Raw genomic sequence first — 19,633 nt, 5'->3', positions numbered from 1 at the left:
TGGATTGGCCTGTGCGATAATTTGCGCGCAAAAAAGAACAGTTTGCCCTTTGGGGAGGGTTTGTTCATGCGCGCATCCGGACGGTTCGTCCTTCTACTCGCGACGCTGGGGATTGCCGTGTCCGCGCTGGTTCTTGTCGGCGCGGCGCCGGCGCGAAACGGTTCGCGCCTGCTGTTGCAGCCGGTCGAGGAATACATCCCGCCGATGAACTACTACGAGTTCCCGAAAATTGCCCAGGCGGCGCCGCAGCCGAACACGAGCTACTTCTACGCGTTCGACCGCATCTTCATCTTCGGGTTCCACAACGGCACGACGTTCACGCTCTACGACATGTTCGGCAATCCGATCGCGGCGTCGAGCCTGAACGACGGCAGCTACGTGCGGTACAACGTGCCCGTCGGCACCTACCGCCTGGAGGCGTCCGATCTGGTGAGCGTGCTGGTGGGCACCGCCGACGACAACATCACCGGCTACCACGCGCTGACGGACTCCTCGCTCGGCACGGGGACCAAATTTTACTCCTACCAGATGGGCGATTTTCTCGACAACGCGGAGACGCAGTTCGTGATGGCGTATCAGCCCAACACGCTCGTGCAGATTTACAATATGGCCAACGGCAACCTCATCACCTCCAAGCTGATGCAGGCCGGCACCGTCTGGAAGGTGCCCGCGGGCGATGTGCGCAACAAATACGTCAAGACGACCGCGACCAAGAAAATCGCCGTTCTGAATTTCACCGACATCGGGTACAGCGTGCCCTCGGAGTCCGGGCTGTTCACCGGCACCGATTTCATCGGCTACATGGGGGAGACGAGCGGCCCCGCCGATCTGCTCCTGACGAGCTACGCGGACGCCAACAATTTCGAGGTGCGCAACGCGAACAATGGCTCCCTTGTCGCCAACGGAACGCTCAGCCGTGGGCAGACGTGGTATCGGACGTACAGCGAACTGTATTTCCACGTGACGTCCGACGCGCCCTTGGCCGTCGCCATCAATCCGTACAGCGGCACGGTTCCCGATTACCACTACATGGACGTCATGTCGGACGAGGACGGCACGCGCATCGGCACGGAGTTCTTCTTCGCGTCGGTGAACGGCCAGTTCGACCTGTTTTCGTACGTCGACAACAACCAGATCACGGTGACGGACACGCGCGGAACGACCGCGCCGGGCGACGATATCCCGGTCTGGAACGGCACGCTCGGCGTCGGCGGCCACCAGCGGGTGACGTGCTACAAATCCACGTGGCATGTCACGGCGACGCAGCCGCTGACGGTGTTCAACAGCTTCGGCACGCAGGCGGGCGCGGAGTTCATCCCGCTCTACGGCATCCTCGTGGAGTGCGACAACGACGGGGACGGGCATGACGGCCCACAGTGCAACGGCGACGATTGCAACGACTTCGACGAGACAATCTACCCCGGGGCGCCGGAGATCCGCTGCGACGGCATCGACCAGGATTGCGACGGCGAGGATCTGTGTGACTGCGCGAGCGACGCGGACTGCGACGACGGCATCTTCTGCAACGGCGAGGAGACGTGCAACCTCGCGATCAACGAGTGCGAGCCGGGCGACGATCCGTGCGGCGATGACGGCCTGTTCTGCAACGGCAGCGAGGCGTGCAACGAGCAGATCGACTCCTGCATCCACGTGAATCCGCCGGACTGCGCGGACGACAGCCTGTTCTGCAACGGCGCCGAATCCTGCGACGAGGCGGCGGATGCGTGCGTCTCCACCGATCCGCCGTGCGCGGATGACGGCCAGTTCTGCAATGGCTCCGAGGCGTGCGACGAGGAGACCGACTCCTGCGCGAGCGGCCCGGCGCCCTGCACGGACGACGCGCTTTTCTGCAACGGCGACGAGGTTTGCGACGAGCAGATCGACAACTGCGTGCACACCGGCGACCCGTGCCCCGACGGCGAGACGTGCGTCGAGGCGGCAAGCGGCTGCGAGCCGCCGGACGACGATCCCGAGCCCGACGACGACGAGGAAGACGACCCGCCCGTCGGCGATCCGAATGAAGACGCCGATCCCGACATCCCCGCGGACGAAGAAGACGACGGACCCGGCTGGCCCGAAGGCGAGGTGACCGGAGGCAATTGCTGCGGGTGTTAGAAGCGGGCTGGAACGCCATCGCAGAATCGCTATTCAAACCAAAGGCACAAAGGACACAAAACGAGACTCGGCAGCACGACGTCAGACGTCCATGCCGCAACTCCTGAGCGGCTGTCATCCTGAGCGAAGCGAAGGATCTCGCGCCGTGCCGGCACGAACGGAGGCCCTTCGCTTCGCTCACGGTGACAAACCGCGTGACGCCCGTTGCTGGTAGCCCGTTGCCGGCGCCGGTAGCAGGCAGCCGGCAACCGGTAGCCGGACGCCGGAACCTGTGCCATATTCCCGGCGCCCCAAACACATCTTGCGAGCCGCCTGGGAGGGTTCGTTCATGCGATATTTCGGACGATTTGCGCTGATCCTGGCCGTGCTGGCCATTGCCGCGGCCGCGTTCGCGTTGACGGACGCGCCGGCGTATCCGAACAACGGGTCGAAGATGCTGCTGCAACCGGTGGAGGAGTACGTTCCGCCGCCGAACTACTACGCGTTTCCGAAAGGCGCGCAGGCGGCGCCGCAGCCGAACACGAGCTACTTCTACGCGTTCGACCGCATCTTCATATTCGGATTTCACGACGGCACGACGTTCACGCTCTACGACCAGGGCGGCAACATCCTCGCGGCGTCGAGCCTTTCCGACGGCGGCTACGTCCGCTTCGACGTCCCGGTCGGGACGTATCGGCTGGAGGCCTCGGACCTCGTGAGCGTCCTTGTCGGCGCCGCGGACGACAACATCACCGGCTACCATGCGCTCACCGACGCCTCGATCGGCACGGGCATCAAATTCTACAGCTATCAGCGCGGCGGATTCGGCGACTCGAGAGAGGCGCAGTACGTTTCGTCTTACGGCGACAACAACCTCGTCGAAGTCTTCAACATGGTCAACGGGACGCTGCTGGCGTCCAGGGTTCTCGCCGACGGCGAGACGTGGAAGGTGCCGCCCGCGCAGACGCGCAACAGGTACGTGAAGACCGTTTCCACGGGGATCATCTCCGTTCTCAACTTCACGGACATCGGCTATTCCGTGCCGTCGAAATCCGGCCTGTTCACGGGCACGGAATTTCACGGCTACATGGGGACGACAAGCGGCAGCGGCGATCTTCTCATCACGAGCTATACGGACGGAAACAATTACGAGGTGCGCAACTCGAAGACCTCCGCGATCGTCAAGTCCGGAACGCTGGCGAGCGGGCAGACCGCGTTCCAGACCTTCAACGAGTTGTATTTCACCGTGACGGCGGACGCGCCGGTCGCCGTGCAGGTCAATCCCTTCAGCGGCGCCGCGGGGGATTACCACTACATGGACATCATGCCGGACAAAGACGGCACGCGCATCGGCACGGAGTTTTTCTTCACGTCCGTGAACGGGCAGTTCGACCTGTTCTCGTATCTCGACGACAACGACATCGTCGTTACCGACACGAAAAACACGCTGGCGCCGGGCGACGACGTGGTGGTGTGGAGCGGCACGCTCGGCGAGGGCGGGCATCAGCTCGTGCCGTGTTATACGTCCACGTGGCACGTCACCGGAACGCAGCCCTTGTCCGTCTTCAACAGCTTCGGCGTGGTCGCCGGCGCGGAGTTCATTCCGCTCTACGGCGTTCTTGTCGAGTGCGACAACGACCTGGACGGCTACGAAGGCCCGCAGTGCAACGGCGACGACTGCAACGACTTCGATCCCGATATCAATCCGGGCGAAACCGAAATCCGTTGCGACCGCATCGACCAGAATTGCGACGGGCTCGATTTCTGCGACTGCCAGAACGACGGCGAGTGCGACGACGGCATCTTCTGCAACGGCGCCGAGGTCTGCGATATGGACGAAAACGTGTGCGGGCCGGGTGACGATCCGTGCGCGGACGACGGCGCGTGGTGCAACGGCGACGAGGCCTGCGACGAGGCGGCGGACACGTGCGTGCAGGTGGCCGTGCCCGACTGCGCGGACGACGGCGTCTTCTGCAACGGCGCGGAATCGTGCGACGAGGTGAACGACAAGTGCGGGACGACCGGGCCGCAATGCCTGAATGACGGGCAATATTGCAATGGCGTCGAGTTCTGCGACGAGGAAACGGATATGTGCACGCAAATCCTCGTGCCGTGCCTGGACGACGCGCTGTTTTGCAACGGCGACGACGGCTGTGACGAGGACGCGGATATCTGCACGCATTCCGGTAATCCGTGCCCCGAGGGCGAAAGCTGCGACGAGTTCAACCGTTCGTGCGAAACGCCCGAGGATCCGGCCGACGACGACGACGACGAAGCGACCCTGGACGATGACACGGACTCGGATCCGGATATCCCGGTCGACGAGGACGAGGGCGGACCCGGCTGGCCCGAAGGCGCGGTGACCGGCGGAGCGTGTTGCGGCTGCTAGGAGACGGCCTTCGAAGGCTCGAAGGCCGAAAGGCTGACAGGTCGTCACAAACGATTTTTGTTCGGCGGTACACAGAGCGCGCGGAGGAGCCACAGAGGACACCGAGGGTTTCCGTCGATTTGAAATCGCGGCGCTCGTCGCTCCGGTGCTCGTCGCCGCGGTGATCGTCAATTCGGTGCTCGTCATCGCGGTGATCGTCGTCCTGAGCGAAGCGAAGGATCTGGCTCGCCCCGGTTGACGCGTGGCCGCCGGCAGGGGCCAGCCAGATCCTTCGGCTCGCTTCGCTCGCCTCAGGATGACGACGCTCGACGCATCGCCTCAGGATGACGACGCTCGACGCATCGCGTCAGTGTGACGACGCTCGACGCATCGCCTCGGGGCGACGACGCTCGACGCATCGCGTCAGTGTGACGACGCTCGATGCATTGCCTCGGCATGACGACGCTCGACGCATCGCCTCAGGATGACGACGCGCGGGTGCAAAAAGCATCAGCACGCTCATAAGCGTGATGCCCGGCGACGCGTGGCGACGACGAAGCGCGGGTGCAAAAAGGGCGACCGCAGTCGGTCGAGGCGCCTGATGCGTCGTTTCGCCGTCTTTATCCGAAACACATGTAAATTTCCTTACGCCATCCGATCCCGGCGGGACTACAATGAAGGCGGGATGGGGCGGCGTTTTTCATTTTTTCAAAAGGAGAATTCGCCATGTTTGAAGTTGTTGGCGGCAAAGCCGAAGGCAACCTGGTCGGCCTTCGCATCAGCGGAAAATTGACCAAACAAGAGCTCGACGAAATCGGCGAGCGCGCGCAGGCGCTTGCCGAGGCGCAAGGCAAGCTTCGCCTGGTCGTCATCATGGACGACTTCCACGGGTGGGATTCCGTAAAGGCGGCCTGGGAGGATCTGAAACTGGAGGGGAAGCTGAACAAACACGTCGAGCGCGTCGCTATGGTCGGCGACAAGGACTGGCAGCGAATCTCGGCGAAACTCATGACGCCCTTCACCAAAGGCGAAGTGAAATACTTCGAGCGCACGCAGGAAGGCGATGCGTGGGCCTGGGCCAAGGGCGAAGGACACGCGTGAGACGAGGAAAGAGGAAAGAGGAAAGAGGAAAGAGGTCATCGCAAAACCCGCCCCCAAGGTAGAGCCGCGATAGGCGCGAGTTCGATCGCCACCGCTTCACTTCAGGATCCGGGCGATACTTCGCGCGATATGCCAGGCCAGCACCGGCGGCACCGCGTTGCCGATCGAGGGCGTGCGCCGCGGGACGATGAAATCGTCGGGAAACGACTGCGCGCGCAGTAGCTCCGGCATCGCCAGCGCCCGGTCGAACCACGGATGAATCAGGCGCGGCGCCGCCGTGTCCGACGCCTTGATCGTCGGGAACGGGCGATCCGCGAAAACACGCCGCGACGACGCGCCGAATCGCGGATGCCGCCGTTCGCCCTCGGCGAGTCGTCGCAATGTTGCGTCGCGTTTCGCGAAATGGCGATCGCCCGGAACGCCCAGATCGGCGATCGCGTCGCGCACGCGCACAAACGGGCGAAGCGCTCCGCCGTGCGTCGGCGCGGGGAACGGATCGGGGCATGCCTGATCGGGCCGCAGCCCCACGATGAAAAGGCGGCGCCGGTGCTGCGGAACGCCGAAATCGGCCGCATCGAGCACGCGCGCGCGGATCTCGTAGCCCAACGCGGCGAGCGCGCCGGTCAGTTCGGCGAACGCTTGCCGAAATGGCTTTCGCTCGGCGAGCGCGGGCACGTTTTCGATGACGAACGCGCTCGGCGCGATGTCGCCGATCGCCTCGATAAGGACCGGCATGGCGTCGCGCGCGTCGTTCGCGCCTTGTTTGACTCCGGCGGCGGAGAATGGCTGGCACGGCGGCCCGGCGATCACAACGCCGGCGCGCGGCCAGATCGCGACATCTTCCACACGCGCGCGGCAAATCGCGCCGATGTTCAACCGATAGAGCGACGCAGCCTCGGCGTCGGCGTCCACCGCGGCGAGGATATCGAAACCCGTGCGCGCGTATCGCCGTCCGCCGAAAACGAAGCCGCCGCGAAACCCCAGGTCCATTCCGCCGCAACCGGAAAACAGACTGATGACATGCGCCATACCCTACGCGAAGTGACCGGGTGCGTGGGCAGGATCGAGGATCGAGGATTGAGGATCGAGTGCCACGCAGGCCACGATGTTCGCAGCTCTCGCTCCTCGTTCCTAAACAGCCTGAAAGTCTGAAAGTCTGAAAGGTCATCACAACGCATGCCGCGGTGTCCCGTTGCGATGGACTCAATCCTCGATCCTCGATCCTCAATCCTCAATAAAAAGCGGGCCGCGCGGCAAACACCGCGCGGCCCGCTTCGCTAGCGTTTGCTGATGCCTAGAACAGTCCGCCGAGCAACCCGAGGATGTCGAAGTTCGTCCACATGTTGACGGCGCTGCTGTTGTAACCGAGCAGACCGGCCGGGTTGTACTCCTGCAGATCCACGCCCGCGGGGTAGTCGATCCCCAGCACGACGACGATGTCGGCGTCGCTTGGCGTGATGCCGAGATCATCAACCGGCGGCTGGAAGCTCGAGTCGGCGCCGGGCACCTGCGCGAGCACGACCGGGCAGTCCTCGCAATCCGGGACGTAGACGATCTGGAAGACGTCGGCGGTGGCCTTGGCGGGGCCGGCCTCGAGTTCCCAGAAAATCTCGCCGGTCACGTCGTCGTATCCGGTATTGTCGCCGTTGAAGTTCGGCAGGAAATCGGTATCCGCGTCGAAGGACGCCTTGGCGGTCATGTCCGCGATGCTCTCGCCGTATTTCAACGCGAACGAGAAATTCACGCTCGTGAAGCCGGAGGCGAACAGGTCCGTCGCGCCCACGACCGCAAGGTAATCGCCGTCGGGGACGTCGGCGTAGTCAACATCCACGGACCCGGAATCCACGATGCCGACGCCCAGCGGAAGCAGCGCGCGGTTCGGAATTTCGGCCGCGAAGATCGCGAGATAGTCGAAATTGGCGTCCTCATTGGCGACGTTGATCGACAGCGTGTTGCCGCCGGTCTCCTGCGTGGTCATCGACGGATCGCCGGTGCCGTTCCAGTCCGGGCGCGCGCCGACATGGCTGAAGGCGAGCGCGTCGTTGATGAGCGGAAGAACGAGCGGTTCGACGCACTCGAGGATGTCGCCGCCGCCGGTGACGCACGCAACGACCGCGAGAATCTCGCCGACGTTGTCGAACAACTCGCCGACACTCGCCGACAGGACAAAGCCCTCGATCGGCGAAACGGAGGCGCCGGTGCGCACCGGAAGGACGTAATCCTCGTTGGTGCCCGTGACGCTGAACAGCCCAGGAATGCTGAGGTTGAGCGCCGGGAGATAGATATTACGCGGCGCCTCGGTAACCGCGGGGCCGTCGCCGAGATCGAGCGTCAGATCGAAGGTGTCCGTGGCGAGCAGGCCGTCGAAGTCCATCGACAGCAGATCGGCGCGCGCGAGGCCGGGCAGTGCGACGCCGAGATAGATCGGGTTCGAGAACAGGCCGAACAGGGTGGGGTTGGTCAGGCCGAGGTCCGAGCCGCCCTCGTCCTGGAACGTGCCGTCACCCGAGTCGGTGTAGGCGTTGCCGAAGCTGTCCGGACGCAGGCGGAAATACATGACGGCCGCATCGACCTTGTAGGTCCAGGACCAGTAGCCTTCCGCGTACGCGGTGATGGTCTGTTCGGCGTCCGTCAGCGTCACGACCGCATGGCCGTTGACGTCGGTCTGATAAACGGTGTCGCCGTGAATGACGTCCGCATTCTGGATGGCCGAGCAGTCATTGTCGTCGAAAACGTAGACGTCGACGGTCGTGGTCGCCGAGCCGCCGCCGACCGTGTTTGCCGAGCCGATGCTTTCCGGATCCGAGATGGGGCAGCTCAACGAGCTGAACTCGGTGTCGCCGGTATCGTCGTCGCCGGTATCGTCGTCGCCGGTGTCGTCGTCGCCGGTATCGTCGTCACCGGTATCGTCGTCGTCCATGTCGTCGTCCATGTCGTCGTCATCGGCATCGTCGTCGCCGGTGTCGTCGTCGGCGTCGTCGTCGCCGGTGTCGTCATCCGGCGCGCCGTCGTCGTCATCGTCGTCGTCGTCGCCGCACGAGCAGCCCGCGACGGCGAGCGAGAGGGCCGCGAGAATCGCGACCAGCATGAAAGTGAATGTGTGTTTCATTGGGACCTCCCTACCTTTTCTGGTTCGTATTAGCGGCCGACCGCGAAGCATCGGCCGAAAGCGAAAGTCGATGAATGACGTAACCGGATGTCGTCATGACAAACCATTCATTTTGGAAAAGGGGGTTCGCTTCGCGGAACGCCCTACCCTCACCACTCCGGCCAACGCGCCGGAAAAAGCCCCCCGGCGATCGCCGGATGTTCATGGACGCGGGTTACACCGCGCATTTCAAATAGGGAGGCATTAAGGACCTCAGGGGCGGAAAAGTCAAGGAAAATGAACGCTTGGAGCGGGTCATTTCCGCGAATCGCATGAGGCGCCTGACGTGCCGGGTTCAAGCCTCGGCCAGGACTTTTCCGATTCGGCCGATCGCGTCGTCGAGTTCTTCCTCGGTGATCACGAGCGGCGGGGCAAACCGGATCGTCGTGTCGCGCGTTTCCTTGGCCAGGACGCCTTCATTCATCAGGCGTTCGCAGATGGTCCGCGCGCCGGGCTCGCCGGGTGCAAGCTCGATCGCCGTCAGAAGCCCGCGGCCCCGCACATCGACGACGCGGGGCGTGGCGACCTTCCTCAAGCCCGCGATCAACCGCTCGCCCAGGCGCGCCGCGCGGCCGGGCAGGTCCTCTTCGACGAGCACACGCATCGCCTCCCGCGCGCAGGCACACGCGAGGGGGTTTCCGCCGAAGGTCGAACCGTGCTCGCCGGGTTTGAACAGGCCAAGCACCTCTTCGGTCGACACAACGGCGCTGATCGGCAGCACGCCGCCGCCCAGCGCCTTGCCGAGGCACATGGCATCGGGCCGCACGTCTTCGTATTCGTGACAGAACATGCGCCCGCAGCGGCCAAGACCGGTCTGGATCTCGTCAAACACGAGGAGCGTGCGCGTCTTGTCGCAGATGGCGCGCAACTCGCGCAAAAACCCGTCGGGCGGAATGCGAACGCCCGCCTCGCCCTGGATCGGCTCCACGAGCACCATGGCCGTTCGTTCGCCGACGGCGGCGCGAACCGCGTCGATGTCGCCGTAAGGCAGGACGCGAAATCCCGGGGTAAACGGCCCGAAGTGATCGCGCGACTTCGCGGAGGTGGACATGCCGACGATGGTCGTCGTCCGGCCGTGGAAATTATCGGTAAAGGCGACGATTTCCGCCGTGTCGTTCGGGACGTTCTTGATGGCGTACGCCCACTTTCGCGCGATCTTGATGGCGGTCTCGACCGCCTCGGCGCCCGTGTTCATGGGCAAGGCGCGCGCCATGCCCGTCAACTCGCACAACTCCTTCAGGAACGGCCCGAGCTGATCGTTGCGGAAAGCGCGGCTCGTCATGCACAGGCGCTCGGCTTGCGCGGCGAGAGCGCGCAGGATGCGCGGATGCCCGTGGCCGTGCGACACCGCGGAGTAAGCCGAAAGCATGTCGATGTACGCGCGCCCCTCGATATCGAACAGGCGGGCGCCCTTGCCGTGGGAGAGCACCACAGGCAATGGTTTGTAGTTGCTGGAGCCGTAGGCGTCTTCCCATTCGCGAAGCGTTTGGGCATCGGGGCGGGCGCCGGCGGCGGGAAGGCCGGAATCGGTCGTGGTCATGGGGAAGATCCTTGAATGGAACGTACGCGCCGCCAAGGCACGGCGACGGGAGGCCAGATATGATCCGCGCCACGGAAAAAGTCAAACGCCGCAAGCAGTTATCGCGAGTACGGGGCTTGACAAGAGCTTTTGCCCGGACCTAGAAAGTCATGATATTTTTGAATCTGATGCGGGCTCCATTCCCGCCGGCAACCGACGACGCGTCCGGAATCGCCGAGCGCGAAAATTCCGCGCATGCGAGGGGACAGCTAATTTCATGGCCGACGACGACCGAATCGACTCCGGCGTACCGGATTCCGCCTTCGACGAGGCGCTGAAGGCGATCGAGCGCGCGCAGGAAGAATCGCGCCGCCGCGGCAAGGCCGGCGCGAAACCGTCGGTCAAGGCGCAGGCTCCACCCCCCCGGAGCCCCGCTCGCGCGGCGGACGAGGTGGACATCGAAATCGACGCCGACGCGACGGGCGAGGATGACCTGGCCAACCTGCTGAAATATTTCGAGGAGGGCGGCGTCGAGCCCGTGGAGGTCGCCCGGCCGAGCGCGCGTCCGCCGGCCTCGCGCGACGCCGACCTGGACATGCTCGCCAAGCTTCTCGAGGAAGAGCAGAACCTCGAAAAGGAAGCGGAATTGCTGCGCACGGTGCTCGCGGAGACGCGCGCCTCGGCGCAGGCGTCCGCAGGCGCCACGGTGCAATCCGGCGCCGCGCTCAAGGAAAAGGAAACGCAGATTCAAGGCCTGCAGGAGCGCCTTGTTCACATTCAGGCGGAGTTCGACAATTTCAAGAAGCGCATCAATCGCGACAAGGCGGACATGGTGCGTTTTTCGAACGAGAACCTGATCCTGTCGATGCTGCCGATCATCGACAACTTCGAGCGCGCGATCTCTCACGCCTCGGCGACGCACGACCCCGACGCGATGATCGACGGCGTTCGCCTGGTTCTGAAACAACTGCACGACACGCTTTCGCAAAACGGCGTGCGCAAGATCGACGCGTCCGATCAGCAATTCGATCCCGTCTATCACGAGGCGATGGCGAGCATGGAAACCGCCGATCGCGAGCCGGGAACGGTGATTGCCCAATACGAGCCGGCCTACCTGCTGCACGGGCGTCTTTTGCGCCCCGCGAAGGTCGTGGTCGCCACGCGAACAAACGGCGCCGGACCCGGGCCGAATGCGGATTCCGGGCCGGATTTGAACCACCAAGACCCCCAAACTTCCCAAGATCGTTGAGGTACTTGACGAATCCCCCACGAAAACCTATGGTTTTTTGCCAATTCGCAACAAGAAAGTTTCCGTCGGCTTGAGGATAGCTCCATGAGCAAGAGCATCGGTATCGACTTGGGCACGACCAACTCGTGCGTCGCCCTGATGGAAGCCGGGGAGCCGGTGGTGATCGCGAACTCCGAAGGATCGCGAACAACCCCGTCGATGGTGGCGTTCACCGAGAACAACGAACGCCACGTCGGGCAGATCGCCAAACGGCAGGCGATCACGAACCCCGTGAACACCGTCTACGCGATCAAGCGCCTGATCGGTCGCAAGTACAACAGCGCGGAAATCCAGCGCAGCAAGAAGATGGTGCCTTACAAGATCATTCCCGCGGACAACGGCGACGCGTGGGTGGAGGTGATGGGGCGCAGCTACAGCCCGGCGCAGATCTCCGCGATGATCCTCGAGAAGATGAAGCAGACGGCGGAGGACTACCTCGGCGAAGAGGTGACCGATGCGGTCATCACGGTGCCGGCGTACTTCGACGACGCGCAGCGCCAGGCGACGAAAGACGCCGGTACGATCGCCGGTCTGAATGTCCTTCGCATCATCAACGAGCCGACGGCCGCGTCGCTCGCGTACGGCCTCGAGCAAAAGGCGGACGAGCTGATCGGGGTGTTCGACCTGGGCGGCGGCACGTTCGATATTTCGCTGCTCGAAATCTCCGACGGCGTGTTTGAAGTCAAGAGCACGAACGGCGACACCTTCCTTGGCGGCGAGGATTTCGACCAGCGCATCATCGAGTTTCTGGTCAAGGAATTCCGCAACGACACGGGCATCGACCTCACCTCCGACAAGATGGCGATGCAGCGCCTGAAGGAGGCGTCGGAAAAGGCCAAGCACGAGTTGTCGTCGGTGACGGAAACGGACGTCAACCTGCCGTTCATCACGGCGGACAAGAGCGGCCCGAAGCATTTGAACGTCAAGCTGACGCGCACGAAGCTCGAGGAACTGGTCGCGGACCTGATCGACCGCCTGATCGAGCCGTGCGAGAAGGCGATGAAGGACGCGGAGCTTTCGCCGGAAGATATCGACCGCATCATCCTGGTCGGCGGCATGACGCGCATGCCGGTGGTGCAGCGCAAGGTGCGCGAGATCTTCCGCAAGGAGCCGTATGTCGGCATCAACCCGGACGAGGTCGTCGCGATCGGCGCGGCCATCCAGGGCGCGGTGCTGCGCGGCGAGGTGAAGGACGTCCTTCTGCTCGACGTCACGCCGCTGTCGCTCGGCATCGAGACGCTCGGCGGTATCTTCACGAAGATCATCGAGCGCAACACGACGATCCCGACGAAAAAGAGCCAGGTATTTTCCACCGCGGCGGACAACCAGCCCGCGGTTACGGTGCACGTCCTTCAGGGCGAGCGCGAGATGTCCGCGGACAACCGCAGCCTCGGCCGCTTCGAGCTTGTCGGCATTCCGCCGGCGCCGCGCGGCGTGCCGCAGATCGAGGTCACATTCGACATCGACGCCAACGGCATCGTTCACGTTTCGGCCAAGGATCTCGGCACCGGCAAGAAGCAGTCGATTCAGGTGACCGGCGCCTCCGGCCTGTCCGAGGGCGAGATCGACAAGATGATCCGCGACGCGGAAGGCCAGCGCGAGTACGACATGCGCCGGCGCGAGCTGGCGGAGTTGAAAAACAGCGCGGACGGACTCATTTACACCGCGGAAAAGTCTCTGCGCGAATACGCCGATCGCCTCTCCGACCAGGAGATGGATCAGATCGAAAACGCGATCTACGAACTGAAAGAGACGCTGCGTACCGAAGATGTGCGCGAGATCCGCAAGGCGATCGACGAGCTTAACCGCGCGTCGCACAAGCTCGCCGAGACGATGTATTCGTCCGCTTACGGCGGCAAGCCGATGGCCGGCACGGACGTGGACGAGGACTTCGACGAAAATCTCGACGACGATTTCGACGACGATTTTTAGAAGCGGTCAGCGGTCACCGATCAGCCGTCAGCAATCAGCCGTCACTCGATACTTGCATTGTCATTCGCCATTGAAGCCGTATAATCCGGCGCAACAGGCGAGCGCCGCGCTCTCTTGCGTGGCCGGAAATCAAACGGCGGCGAATCCGAAGGGACTCGCCGCCGTTGTTTTTGAACGGCTGTTCAAGCCGCGCCGCGCGCGGATGAGCTATTCGTCCAGTTCGATCGTCAAGTCGTACACCGAACCGTTGGTTGCATCGCCGGGGATCGCCCAGATGAGCATCCAGTCGTTCGTGGCGAGGATGCCGTCGGTGTATTCGGAGACCTGATAAACGCCGGTCACCGACGCATACGCCGCGGAAACGCATGTCGGCGAAGCGCACTGGGTAAACTCGCTCATGTTGAAGGCTTCGGCCTTGGCGCCGGACGGCGTGCCGGAAACGTCGAACGATTTTTTCACGGGAACGGCGGTGATGGTGGCGGTCACTTCCTCGAGCGCGAGCACGCCGGTGTCGCCGTCCTGCAGGATGCCGATGGTGCCGGCGTCAAAATCGACTTCGGCCTGCGTGAAGCCGACGGTCTGAAGCGAACCTTCGAACGTCGCGCCGGTCGTCGTGCCGATCTGGTCGATCGTCATCGTTCCGGACGTCGAGATGAACGCGCGGTCGAAGTCGATCCCGCCGGTCGCGATATTGACCTTCGCGTTTTCGAGCAACAGCGCGTATTGCGAGATCGGCGTGCCTTCGTCCGTGTCGTCGTCGGCGTCGTCGTCATCGGCGTCGTCGTCATCCATATCGTCGTCATCGGCGTCGTCATCCATGTCGTCGTCGGCGCCGGTATCGTCGTCGGCGGAGTCGTCGTCATCGTCGTCCGCGTCGTCGTCCGCCGCGTCATCATCATCGTCGTCGTCGTCGTCATCGCCGCAAGCGACGATGGAAACCGAAAGGGCCGCGATCGCGACGAGCACAAGAATCCACCACTTGGTCATGATCCCTTCCTCCGCCGGTCCGCACATGGGACGCGGCCGCCAATGGAAATTGAGGTGCGCATTATAGGGGGGTTAATCGAGGCAATCCATACGCCGCGCGTATCGAGTGCCGGTGCCCGAATGGACATCATGGACGTCACAGACCGAATGGACAGGATGGACGGGTGCCGCCCTTTTGACCGAGCGTGCGAGGTCAAAGGTGTGCCGAGCGGACCGCGCACACCTTTCCTGGCCTGCGGCCCGTAAAAGCGTCGCACCCGCACGGAGCCCTTCGCCTTCCATATCCCCCCTATTCGCCATACATCGCCCCGGCCGCGAGGCATTCGGACAACTCGCGCCACACGCCCTTGATGCGCGTGGGCGACGGGTCGGGTCCGAGCCGATCGACGATTCGCGCGGCCAGGCAACCCTTTTCCACAATGGTGCGGATGCCCTCGAACGCGTCCGCGTCGGCCGCGGCAAGGTCTTCCTTGTGCGCGTCGAAGAGATGCCCCCACAAGTCGCGGGCGCGCATCGGCGCCCGGGTCGGCTGGCCGAACGCGCGCAGATATTCCGGATCGAACATCAGCGCGTCGCCGCCGTTCTTGATGACCGCCGCCGCGATCTCGCGCAGCGTCTTGGTCGGCCAGGCTTTTTGCGTTTCGACATCGATCCACCGCCCGTTTGTCATCGAACGCAGCACGGACGCGATGAGCGCGCCGATGCCGATGTCGGCCTTGGGGCACTCCTGCGCGTCGAGGATGCGGATCTCGACGGTGTCGCGGTCGAAGCGGGGAATGGCGTAGCGCGAATTCACCCACTTGGCGCGCAACACGCGCGCGGGATCGTGAACGGCGATCTCGCGCTCGATGCGGGCGATGATCTCGCCGTACTCCTTGCGCGTGTAGACGGGTTCGGGCACGCCGCCGGCGACGAGAAACGGGATCTCCTCCTGGTTGACGAGATAATGTTCGAGCCGCGCGTCGAGTGCGCCGGCCAATTTGCCGTCGAACACGGGGCTCGACGCGGCGAGCGCCGGCATGATCGGCAGCAGCAGGCGCACCGCCGCGTGCAGACGCCCGAATTCCTCGTCGCCCGAAAACGGCAGGTTGAGGTGCGTGCTCTGGAGGTTCAGCCAGCCGTGGCGGCGGACGTCGAACATGCGGTCGAGCGTCTCGTAGATCGCGCGGCCGTCGTGTTCCCAGATTCCGGATTCGCGCGCCGGATCCATCCAGGGATGCATGCCGCCGGGCAGAAGGCGCGCGCCCATCTCGGCAAGGATGTCGTTGACGCGGCCGACGCCGGAATCGAACAGCGCGGCGACGCCCGCGAAAGTCGGCGCGGGGTCGGTCACCTTCAGTTCCAGCAGATGCGCGGCCAATTCGTTGCTCCACGTCAGTTCGCCAACGGCGAGCTGGGGGGCGTACACACCGGCAAGCTGGAAGAGCACCTTGTCGGCGATGGGCTTCACGTCGAGCGTGATGTCGTCGACGATCATGTATTCGATTTCGATGCCGTAGGCGTCAAACAGGCCAAGCGGCGTCCTCATGGGCCGATTCCTCTCTTGCGGCTCATGCGCGCGAGGAACGCGCGCATCACGCGGTCGTACAGCTCGTCGCCGAGCACCTTGTCCTCGATGTCGGACTCGATGTTCGGGTTGTCGTTGACCTCGATCACGTAGGGCCGGCCTCCGACGAGCTTGACGTCGACGCCGTAGAGGCCGTCGCCGACGAGATTCGCGGCGCGGACGGCGGCGCTGACGACGCGCGGCGGCGCGGCTTCGACCGGGATCGTTTCCACCTTTCCATAATACGCCTTTTCGCGGCTGTGTCGGATGATCTGCCAATGGCGCGACGCCATGTGGTATTTGCAGACGAAAAGCGGCTGCCGATCCAGCACGCCAACGCGCCAGTCAAAGGGCGTGGGCAGGAATTCCTGCGCGATCGCGAACTCGGAGCGATCGAGCAGCGCGTCCACGCGTTCGATGAGGGCGGCGCGGTTTTCAACCTTGAAGACGCCCATCGAAAACGCACTGTCGGGCTGCTTGACGACGCACGGGTAACCGATCGTCCTTTCCACCTCGTCGATATTGTTCGGATGCACGACGACGGTGCGCGGCGTGTGAATGCGATGATGCGAGAGCAGCTCGGCGAGGAAGACCTTGTTCGAGCAGCGCAGGATCGATTCCGGATCGTCGATGACCGCGAGTCCCTCGGACACGGCGCGCCGCGCGAAGCGGAAGGTGTGATGCGGCACGCTTGTCGTTTCACGCACGAACAGACCGTCGAACTCCGCGACGCGGTCGTAGTCCGTCTTGTCGATGATTTCCGCCTCGATGGACAGGCGTTTGGCCGCCCGCACGAACCTCGCGATGGCGCGCTCGTCGGACGGCGGCGAGGGGTCGTCCTCGCTGTAGAGGATCGCCAGGTCGAAGCGCGCGGGGCGCGTGGATTTCGATTGGGAGCGCGACTCGAAAAACGCGTTCGCCGCCTCGATCACGAAGGGGTGATGCTCCGGCGGGATGTCCGCGGCGGGGATCGGACCGACGCTCGTCAGATGCCAGCCGCCGTTGCGCGAAAAGGTCGCGCGCAGAAGCGGCGCGCGGAACATGGCGAACAGCTTGGACGCGAGACGATCGTGCTGCTTGGCGACGTTCCGGCCGAAATAGATCGACAGCGTGAAGCGGTCGCTCGCAAGACGCGCAAGGCTCTTTTCGATCAGATCGTCCAGGTCCTCGGACACGAAGCGCACGTGCGAAAGCGATTTCATGTCGAGAATCGTGCTGGTTCGCGGCAGCGGCTTGTGCCCGCGCGCGTCGGCCAGAAGCGACACGTAGTATCCGAGGCTCTGGTATCGATACGACTTGCACAGGTTGAACACGCGCACGCCGCGGCCGGCCACCGGCGGGCCGGTCAGGTATTCCCGCGCGGCGATCACCTGCACGCCCGGAATGGCCAGCGGCCAGTCCTTCGGCTTTTCGACGACGAGATAGATATTCACGGCTCAGGAACGCACGGGCGCGGCGGGCGGCGCGAGGATCAGCAGATGGTCGTCGTGCGTCAGCGTCCCGAGAAGGATCGCGCCGAGGACGCGCTCGATGTGGATGTCGTACATGTGGGTATCCGAATAGGGGTTGTCGCGCAGCGGGTCGGCCACGGTCACCTCGCGCGTTTCGGGTCGGTAACCGCAAAGCACGACGAAATGGCCGACGGGCTCGCCGCGGATGTCGTCCTCGCGGCCGGAGAGCGGCTCTTCGCGCGCTTCTCGGTAGAGATAAGTCGCGGACAGGCCCGCGATGACGGGCGTGGCTTTGGCAAGATAGCGGCGCAAAAGGCGCGTCGTCAGGTCCTCGAATACAACCTGCCCGCCAAGACGCAAGAACTCGAGGAATCCCTCGGTCACGACGCGCATTTTCGCGCGGCGCTTGGCCAGAAGCTGCGCGCGCAATTTGGCGGCAAGGTCGGCGCCGGATGTAAACCACGTGGGATCGAAGACGTCCATGTTGAAGGTGTGGATCGTCGCGCGATATCCGCGGGAAAGCGCGTGGCATCCGAGAAAAACGGCGAGCGTCCCCCCGCTTGAGAGCCAGCGGATCTCCTCGGTGATATCGGTCAACGGATGATCGTCCCCGAAGTGGCGATAGACCGCGTGCAGGCACGTCGGTCCGCAACTTGTCTCGTCGGGCTGGGGAAGGATGCTGAACGGTCGGACGTGGGCGTCCATGGCTCCTCGCGCGGAATCTCGCGCGGCCGGGATATTAGCACAAATAGGGAATTGGGAATTGGGAATTGGGAATTGGGATTGAAGCGCCAGGACGGTTTCGGGGCGCCAGGCATTTCGTTGGCCATGTCCATTCCGTCCATTTGGTCCATTTTGTCCATCGCCGTCTTGCCCCCCCCCGGCCTCACCACGGCAGCAGCGCGGCGCGATCCTCGGGCGAAAGACTCGCCCAGACGACCAAGGCGATCGCCGCGCCGAACGCGAGCGCGTCGAGACACGCGACCACCGCGATCGGCACGAGGCGCGGCCGCGCGCGGATCACCACCGTCCGCGCGATGGCGTCGTGCAGCCCCTGCTTGCGTTTGGTGAACGCGATGCCGACGTAGCCGAGCAAAAACGGCAGCGCGCTGGCGACATACCCCGCGTAACGCAGCGCATATCGCCAGAGAGACGGTTTCTCGAACGTGTAGGCGTCGACAATGCGCGCTCCGATCAGCATCTTGCCGGGCGTCGCGGCGTAGGCATTCCAGAACAACACGGTCACGATCGGCGGCAACACCCACGCCAAAACCACATCCCAGGCGCCGTAAATGATCGCGTCTGACAGGAAATAGTCGCGGCCATAGATCGCAGCGAGGGGCGGCCATGTCAGGATCGCCAGCAACGTCTCGTCGAACGCGACCGCCGCGAGGCGCTCCCAGAAACCGACGTATTCGACGCCGGCGTCGTGGTCGCGCGCTTCCGGCTCGGGATCGGGCATCAGGGGATGTCCGGAACGGCCAGCGGAAGCACGTTGTATTTCGACAGCTTGCCGAGCGCACGGGCGGCGCCCTTGCCGTCCACAAGCGCGCGCGCGTTCTTGGCGAGCGTCGAACGCGGGCCGTTCGGGCGAAGCATCGCGCGCACGACGCGTGAAAGGCCGTCCGCGTCGAACGCGCCCGCGCGGCCGGCGGCCACGCCCGCGCCCATCCGGCCGAGGACCGCGAACGCGGATGCGTCCCGCGCGTTACGCGGCAGATACACGCCCGGCACGCCGAGGCACGCGAATTCCGCGGCGGAGACCGGCGACGTGCAAACGCCGACCGCCGCGCCCGCGTACGTCGCGCCGACATCCTCCGGCGAAAGCACGATCGTGGTCGGATGATGGTTCGACGCCGCGGCCTCGCGCATCGCGCCCGCGCCGGGAGCGTCCACCGACGCCGTGACGACGAGGGTGAACGGATCGGAAAGCGCGTCGAGCGCCGCGACCACGCGCGCGGCGCCGTCCGCGTCGAACGCGCCGGGCGAGACGACGACGCGCGGCCACGCGCCCGAATCCACCGCACGATCGCGCGCGAAGACCACGTCGGGGCGAACGAGCGCGAACGGCGCGCCGAGAACGGTGCGCGTGTCCATCGCCGTGTCATAGCGGCAAAGATAGGCGTGCGGGTTCGGGTTCACGATCGCGTGCGCGGGCAGATATCCGTCGGCGTAATCGTCGATCACGATGAGCCGCGC

General features: G+C 64.2%; 14 protein-coding genes. 5 read left to right on the top strand and 9 right to left on the bottom strand.

All coding sequences use genetic code 11. From position 1 onward, the window contains the following. Positions 1-66 precede the first annotated feature (66 nt). The 3 genes from K8I61_18960 (at position 67) to K8I61_18950 (ending at position 5,563) form a co-directional block, all read left to right on the top strand. Positions 67-2,115: a hypothetical protein gene (locus tag K8I61_18960; protein MBZ0274127.1), complete on the top strand. Its 2,049-nt coding sequence runs from the start codon at positions 67-69 to the stop codon at positions 2,113-2,115. A 328-nt stretch (positions 2,116-2,443) separates the two neighbouring features. Then, complete coding sequence (locus K8I61_18955) at positions 2,444-4,483, top strand: hypothetical protein (protein MBZ0274126.1); 2,040 nt, start codon at positions 2,444-2,446, stop codon at positions 4,481-4,483. Between the two features lie 705 nt (positions 4,484-5,188). Further along, on the top strand, positions 5,189-5,563 hold the full coding sequence (locus K8I61_18950; GenBank protein ID MBZ0274125.1) for an STAS/SEC14 domain-containing protein: 375 nt from the start codon (positions 5,189-5,191) through the stop codon (positions 5,561-5,563). A gap of 96 nt (positions 5,564-5,659) precedes the next feature. Here the strand turns inward: K8I61_18950 and K8I61_18945 are convergent, their stop codons facing one another. The 3 genes from K8I61_18945 to rocD all read right to left on the bottom strand — a co-directional run bounded on the left by K8I61_18945 (position 5,660) and on the right by rocD (position 10,251). Beyond that, positions 5,660-6,592, bottom strand: a complete 933-nt coding sequence (locus tag K8I61_18945) for a DNA cytosine methyltransferase (protein ID MBZ0274124.1) — start codon at positions 6,590-6,592, stop codon at positions 5,660-5,662. Between the two features lie 265 nt (positions 6,593-6,857). After that, a complete protein-coding gene (locus K8I61_18940) occupies positions 6,858-8,672 on the bottom strand; it encodes a hypothetical protein (GenBank protein ID MBZ0274123.1) in 1,815 nt (604 codons plus the stop codon). A 334-nt stretch (positions 8,673-9,006) separates the two neighbouring features. Continuing rightward, positions 9,007-10,251, bottom strand: coding sequence for an ornithine--oxo-acid transaminase (rocD, locus tag K8I61_18935; protein ID MBZ0274122.1), 1,245 nt, complete (start codon positions 10,249-10,251; stop codon positions 9,007-9,009). Between the two features lie 256 nt (positions 10,252-10,507). Here rocD and K8I61_18930 point away from each other — a divergent pair, with 256 nt between their 5' ends. Together K8I61_18930 and dnaK are read left to right on the top strand one after the other, a co-directional pair. Further along, complete coding sequence (locus K8I61_18930; GenBank protein ID MBZ0274121.1) at positions 10,508-11,479, top strand: nucleotide exchange factor GrpE; 972 nt, start codon at positions 10,508-10,510, stop codon at positions 11,477-11,479. Between the two features lie 84 nt (positions 11,480-11,563). Continuing rightward, the gene (gene dnaK / locus K8I61_18925) at positions 11,564-13,450 is read left to right on the top strand and encodes a molecular chaperone DnaK (protein ID MBZ0274120.1); all 1,887 of its coding nucleotides are present in this window, start codon (positions 11,564-11,566) and stop codon (positions 13,448-13,450) included. Between the two features lie 207 nt (positions 13,451-13,657). Here dnaK and K8I61_18920 read toward each other — a convergent pair whose 3' ends face one another. The 6 genes from K8I61_18920 to K8I61_18895 form a co-directional block, all read right to left on the bottom strand. Beyond that, positions 13,658-14,437 (bottom strand): hypothetical protein, encoded by a 780-nt coding sequence (locus K8I61_18920; protein MBZ0274119.1) that lies wholly within the window; start codon positions 14,435-14,437, stop codon positions 13,658-13,660. Positions 14,438-14,726: 289 nt separating this feature from the next. Continuing rightward, on the bottom strand, positions 14,727-15,965 hold the full coding sequence (locus K8I61_18915) for a glutamate--cysteine ligase (GenBank protein ID MBZ0274118.1): 1,239 nt from the start codon (positions 15,963-15,965) through the stop codon (positions 14,727-14,729). Continuing rightward, positions 15,962-17,416 (bottom strand): RimK family protein, encoded by a 1,455-nt coding sequence (locus K8I61_18910; GenBank protein MBZ0274117.1) that lies wholly within the window; start codon positions 17,414-17,416, stop codon positions 15,962-15,964. The genes K8I61_18915 and K8I61_18910 overlap by 4 nt, the downstream gene beginning before the upstream one ends. Positions 17,417-17,419: 3 nt before the next feature. Next, positions 17,420-18,139 carry a C39 family peptidase gene (locus tag K8I61_18905; GenBank protein ID MBZ0274116.1) on the bottom strand — a complete coding sequence of 240 codons (720 nt, stop codon included), beginning with the start codon at positions 18,137-18,139 and terminating at the stop codon, positions 17,420-17,422. A gap of 181 nt (positions 18,140-18,320) precedes the next feature. Further along, the gene (locus tag K8I61_18900; GenBank protein MBZ0274115.1) at positions 18,321-18,896 is read right to left on the bottom strand and encodes an RDD family protein; all 576 of its coding nucleotides are present in this window, start codon (positions 18,894-18,896) and stop codon (positions 18,321-18,323) included. Further along, on the bottom strand, positions 18,896-19,633 hold a 738-nt coding region (locus tag K8I61_18895; protein MBZ0274114.1), incomplete at its 5' end, for a hypothetical protein. The genes K8I61_18895 and K8I61_18900, both read right to left, overlap by 1 nt.

The sequence above is a fragment of the bacterium genome (assembly GCA_019912885.1).
Classification (GTDB): Bacteria; Lernaellota; Lernaellaia; order JACKCT01; family JACKCT01; genus JAIOHV01.
Note: the sequence above shows the minus strand (reverse complement) of the source record. Positions and strands in the feature narration are given on the sequence as shown.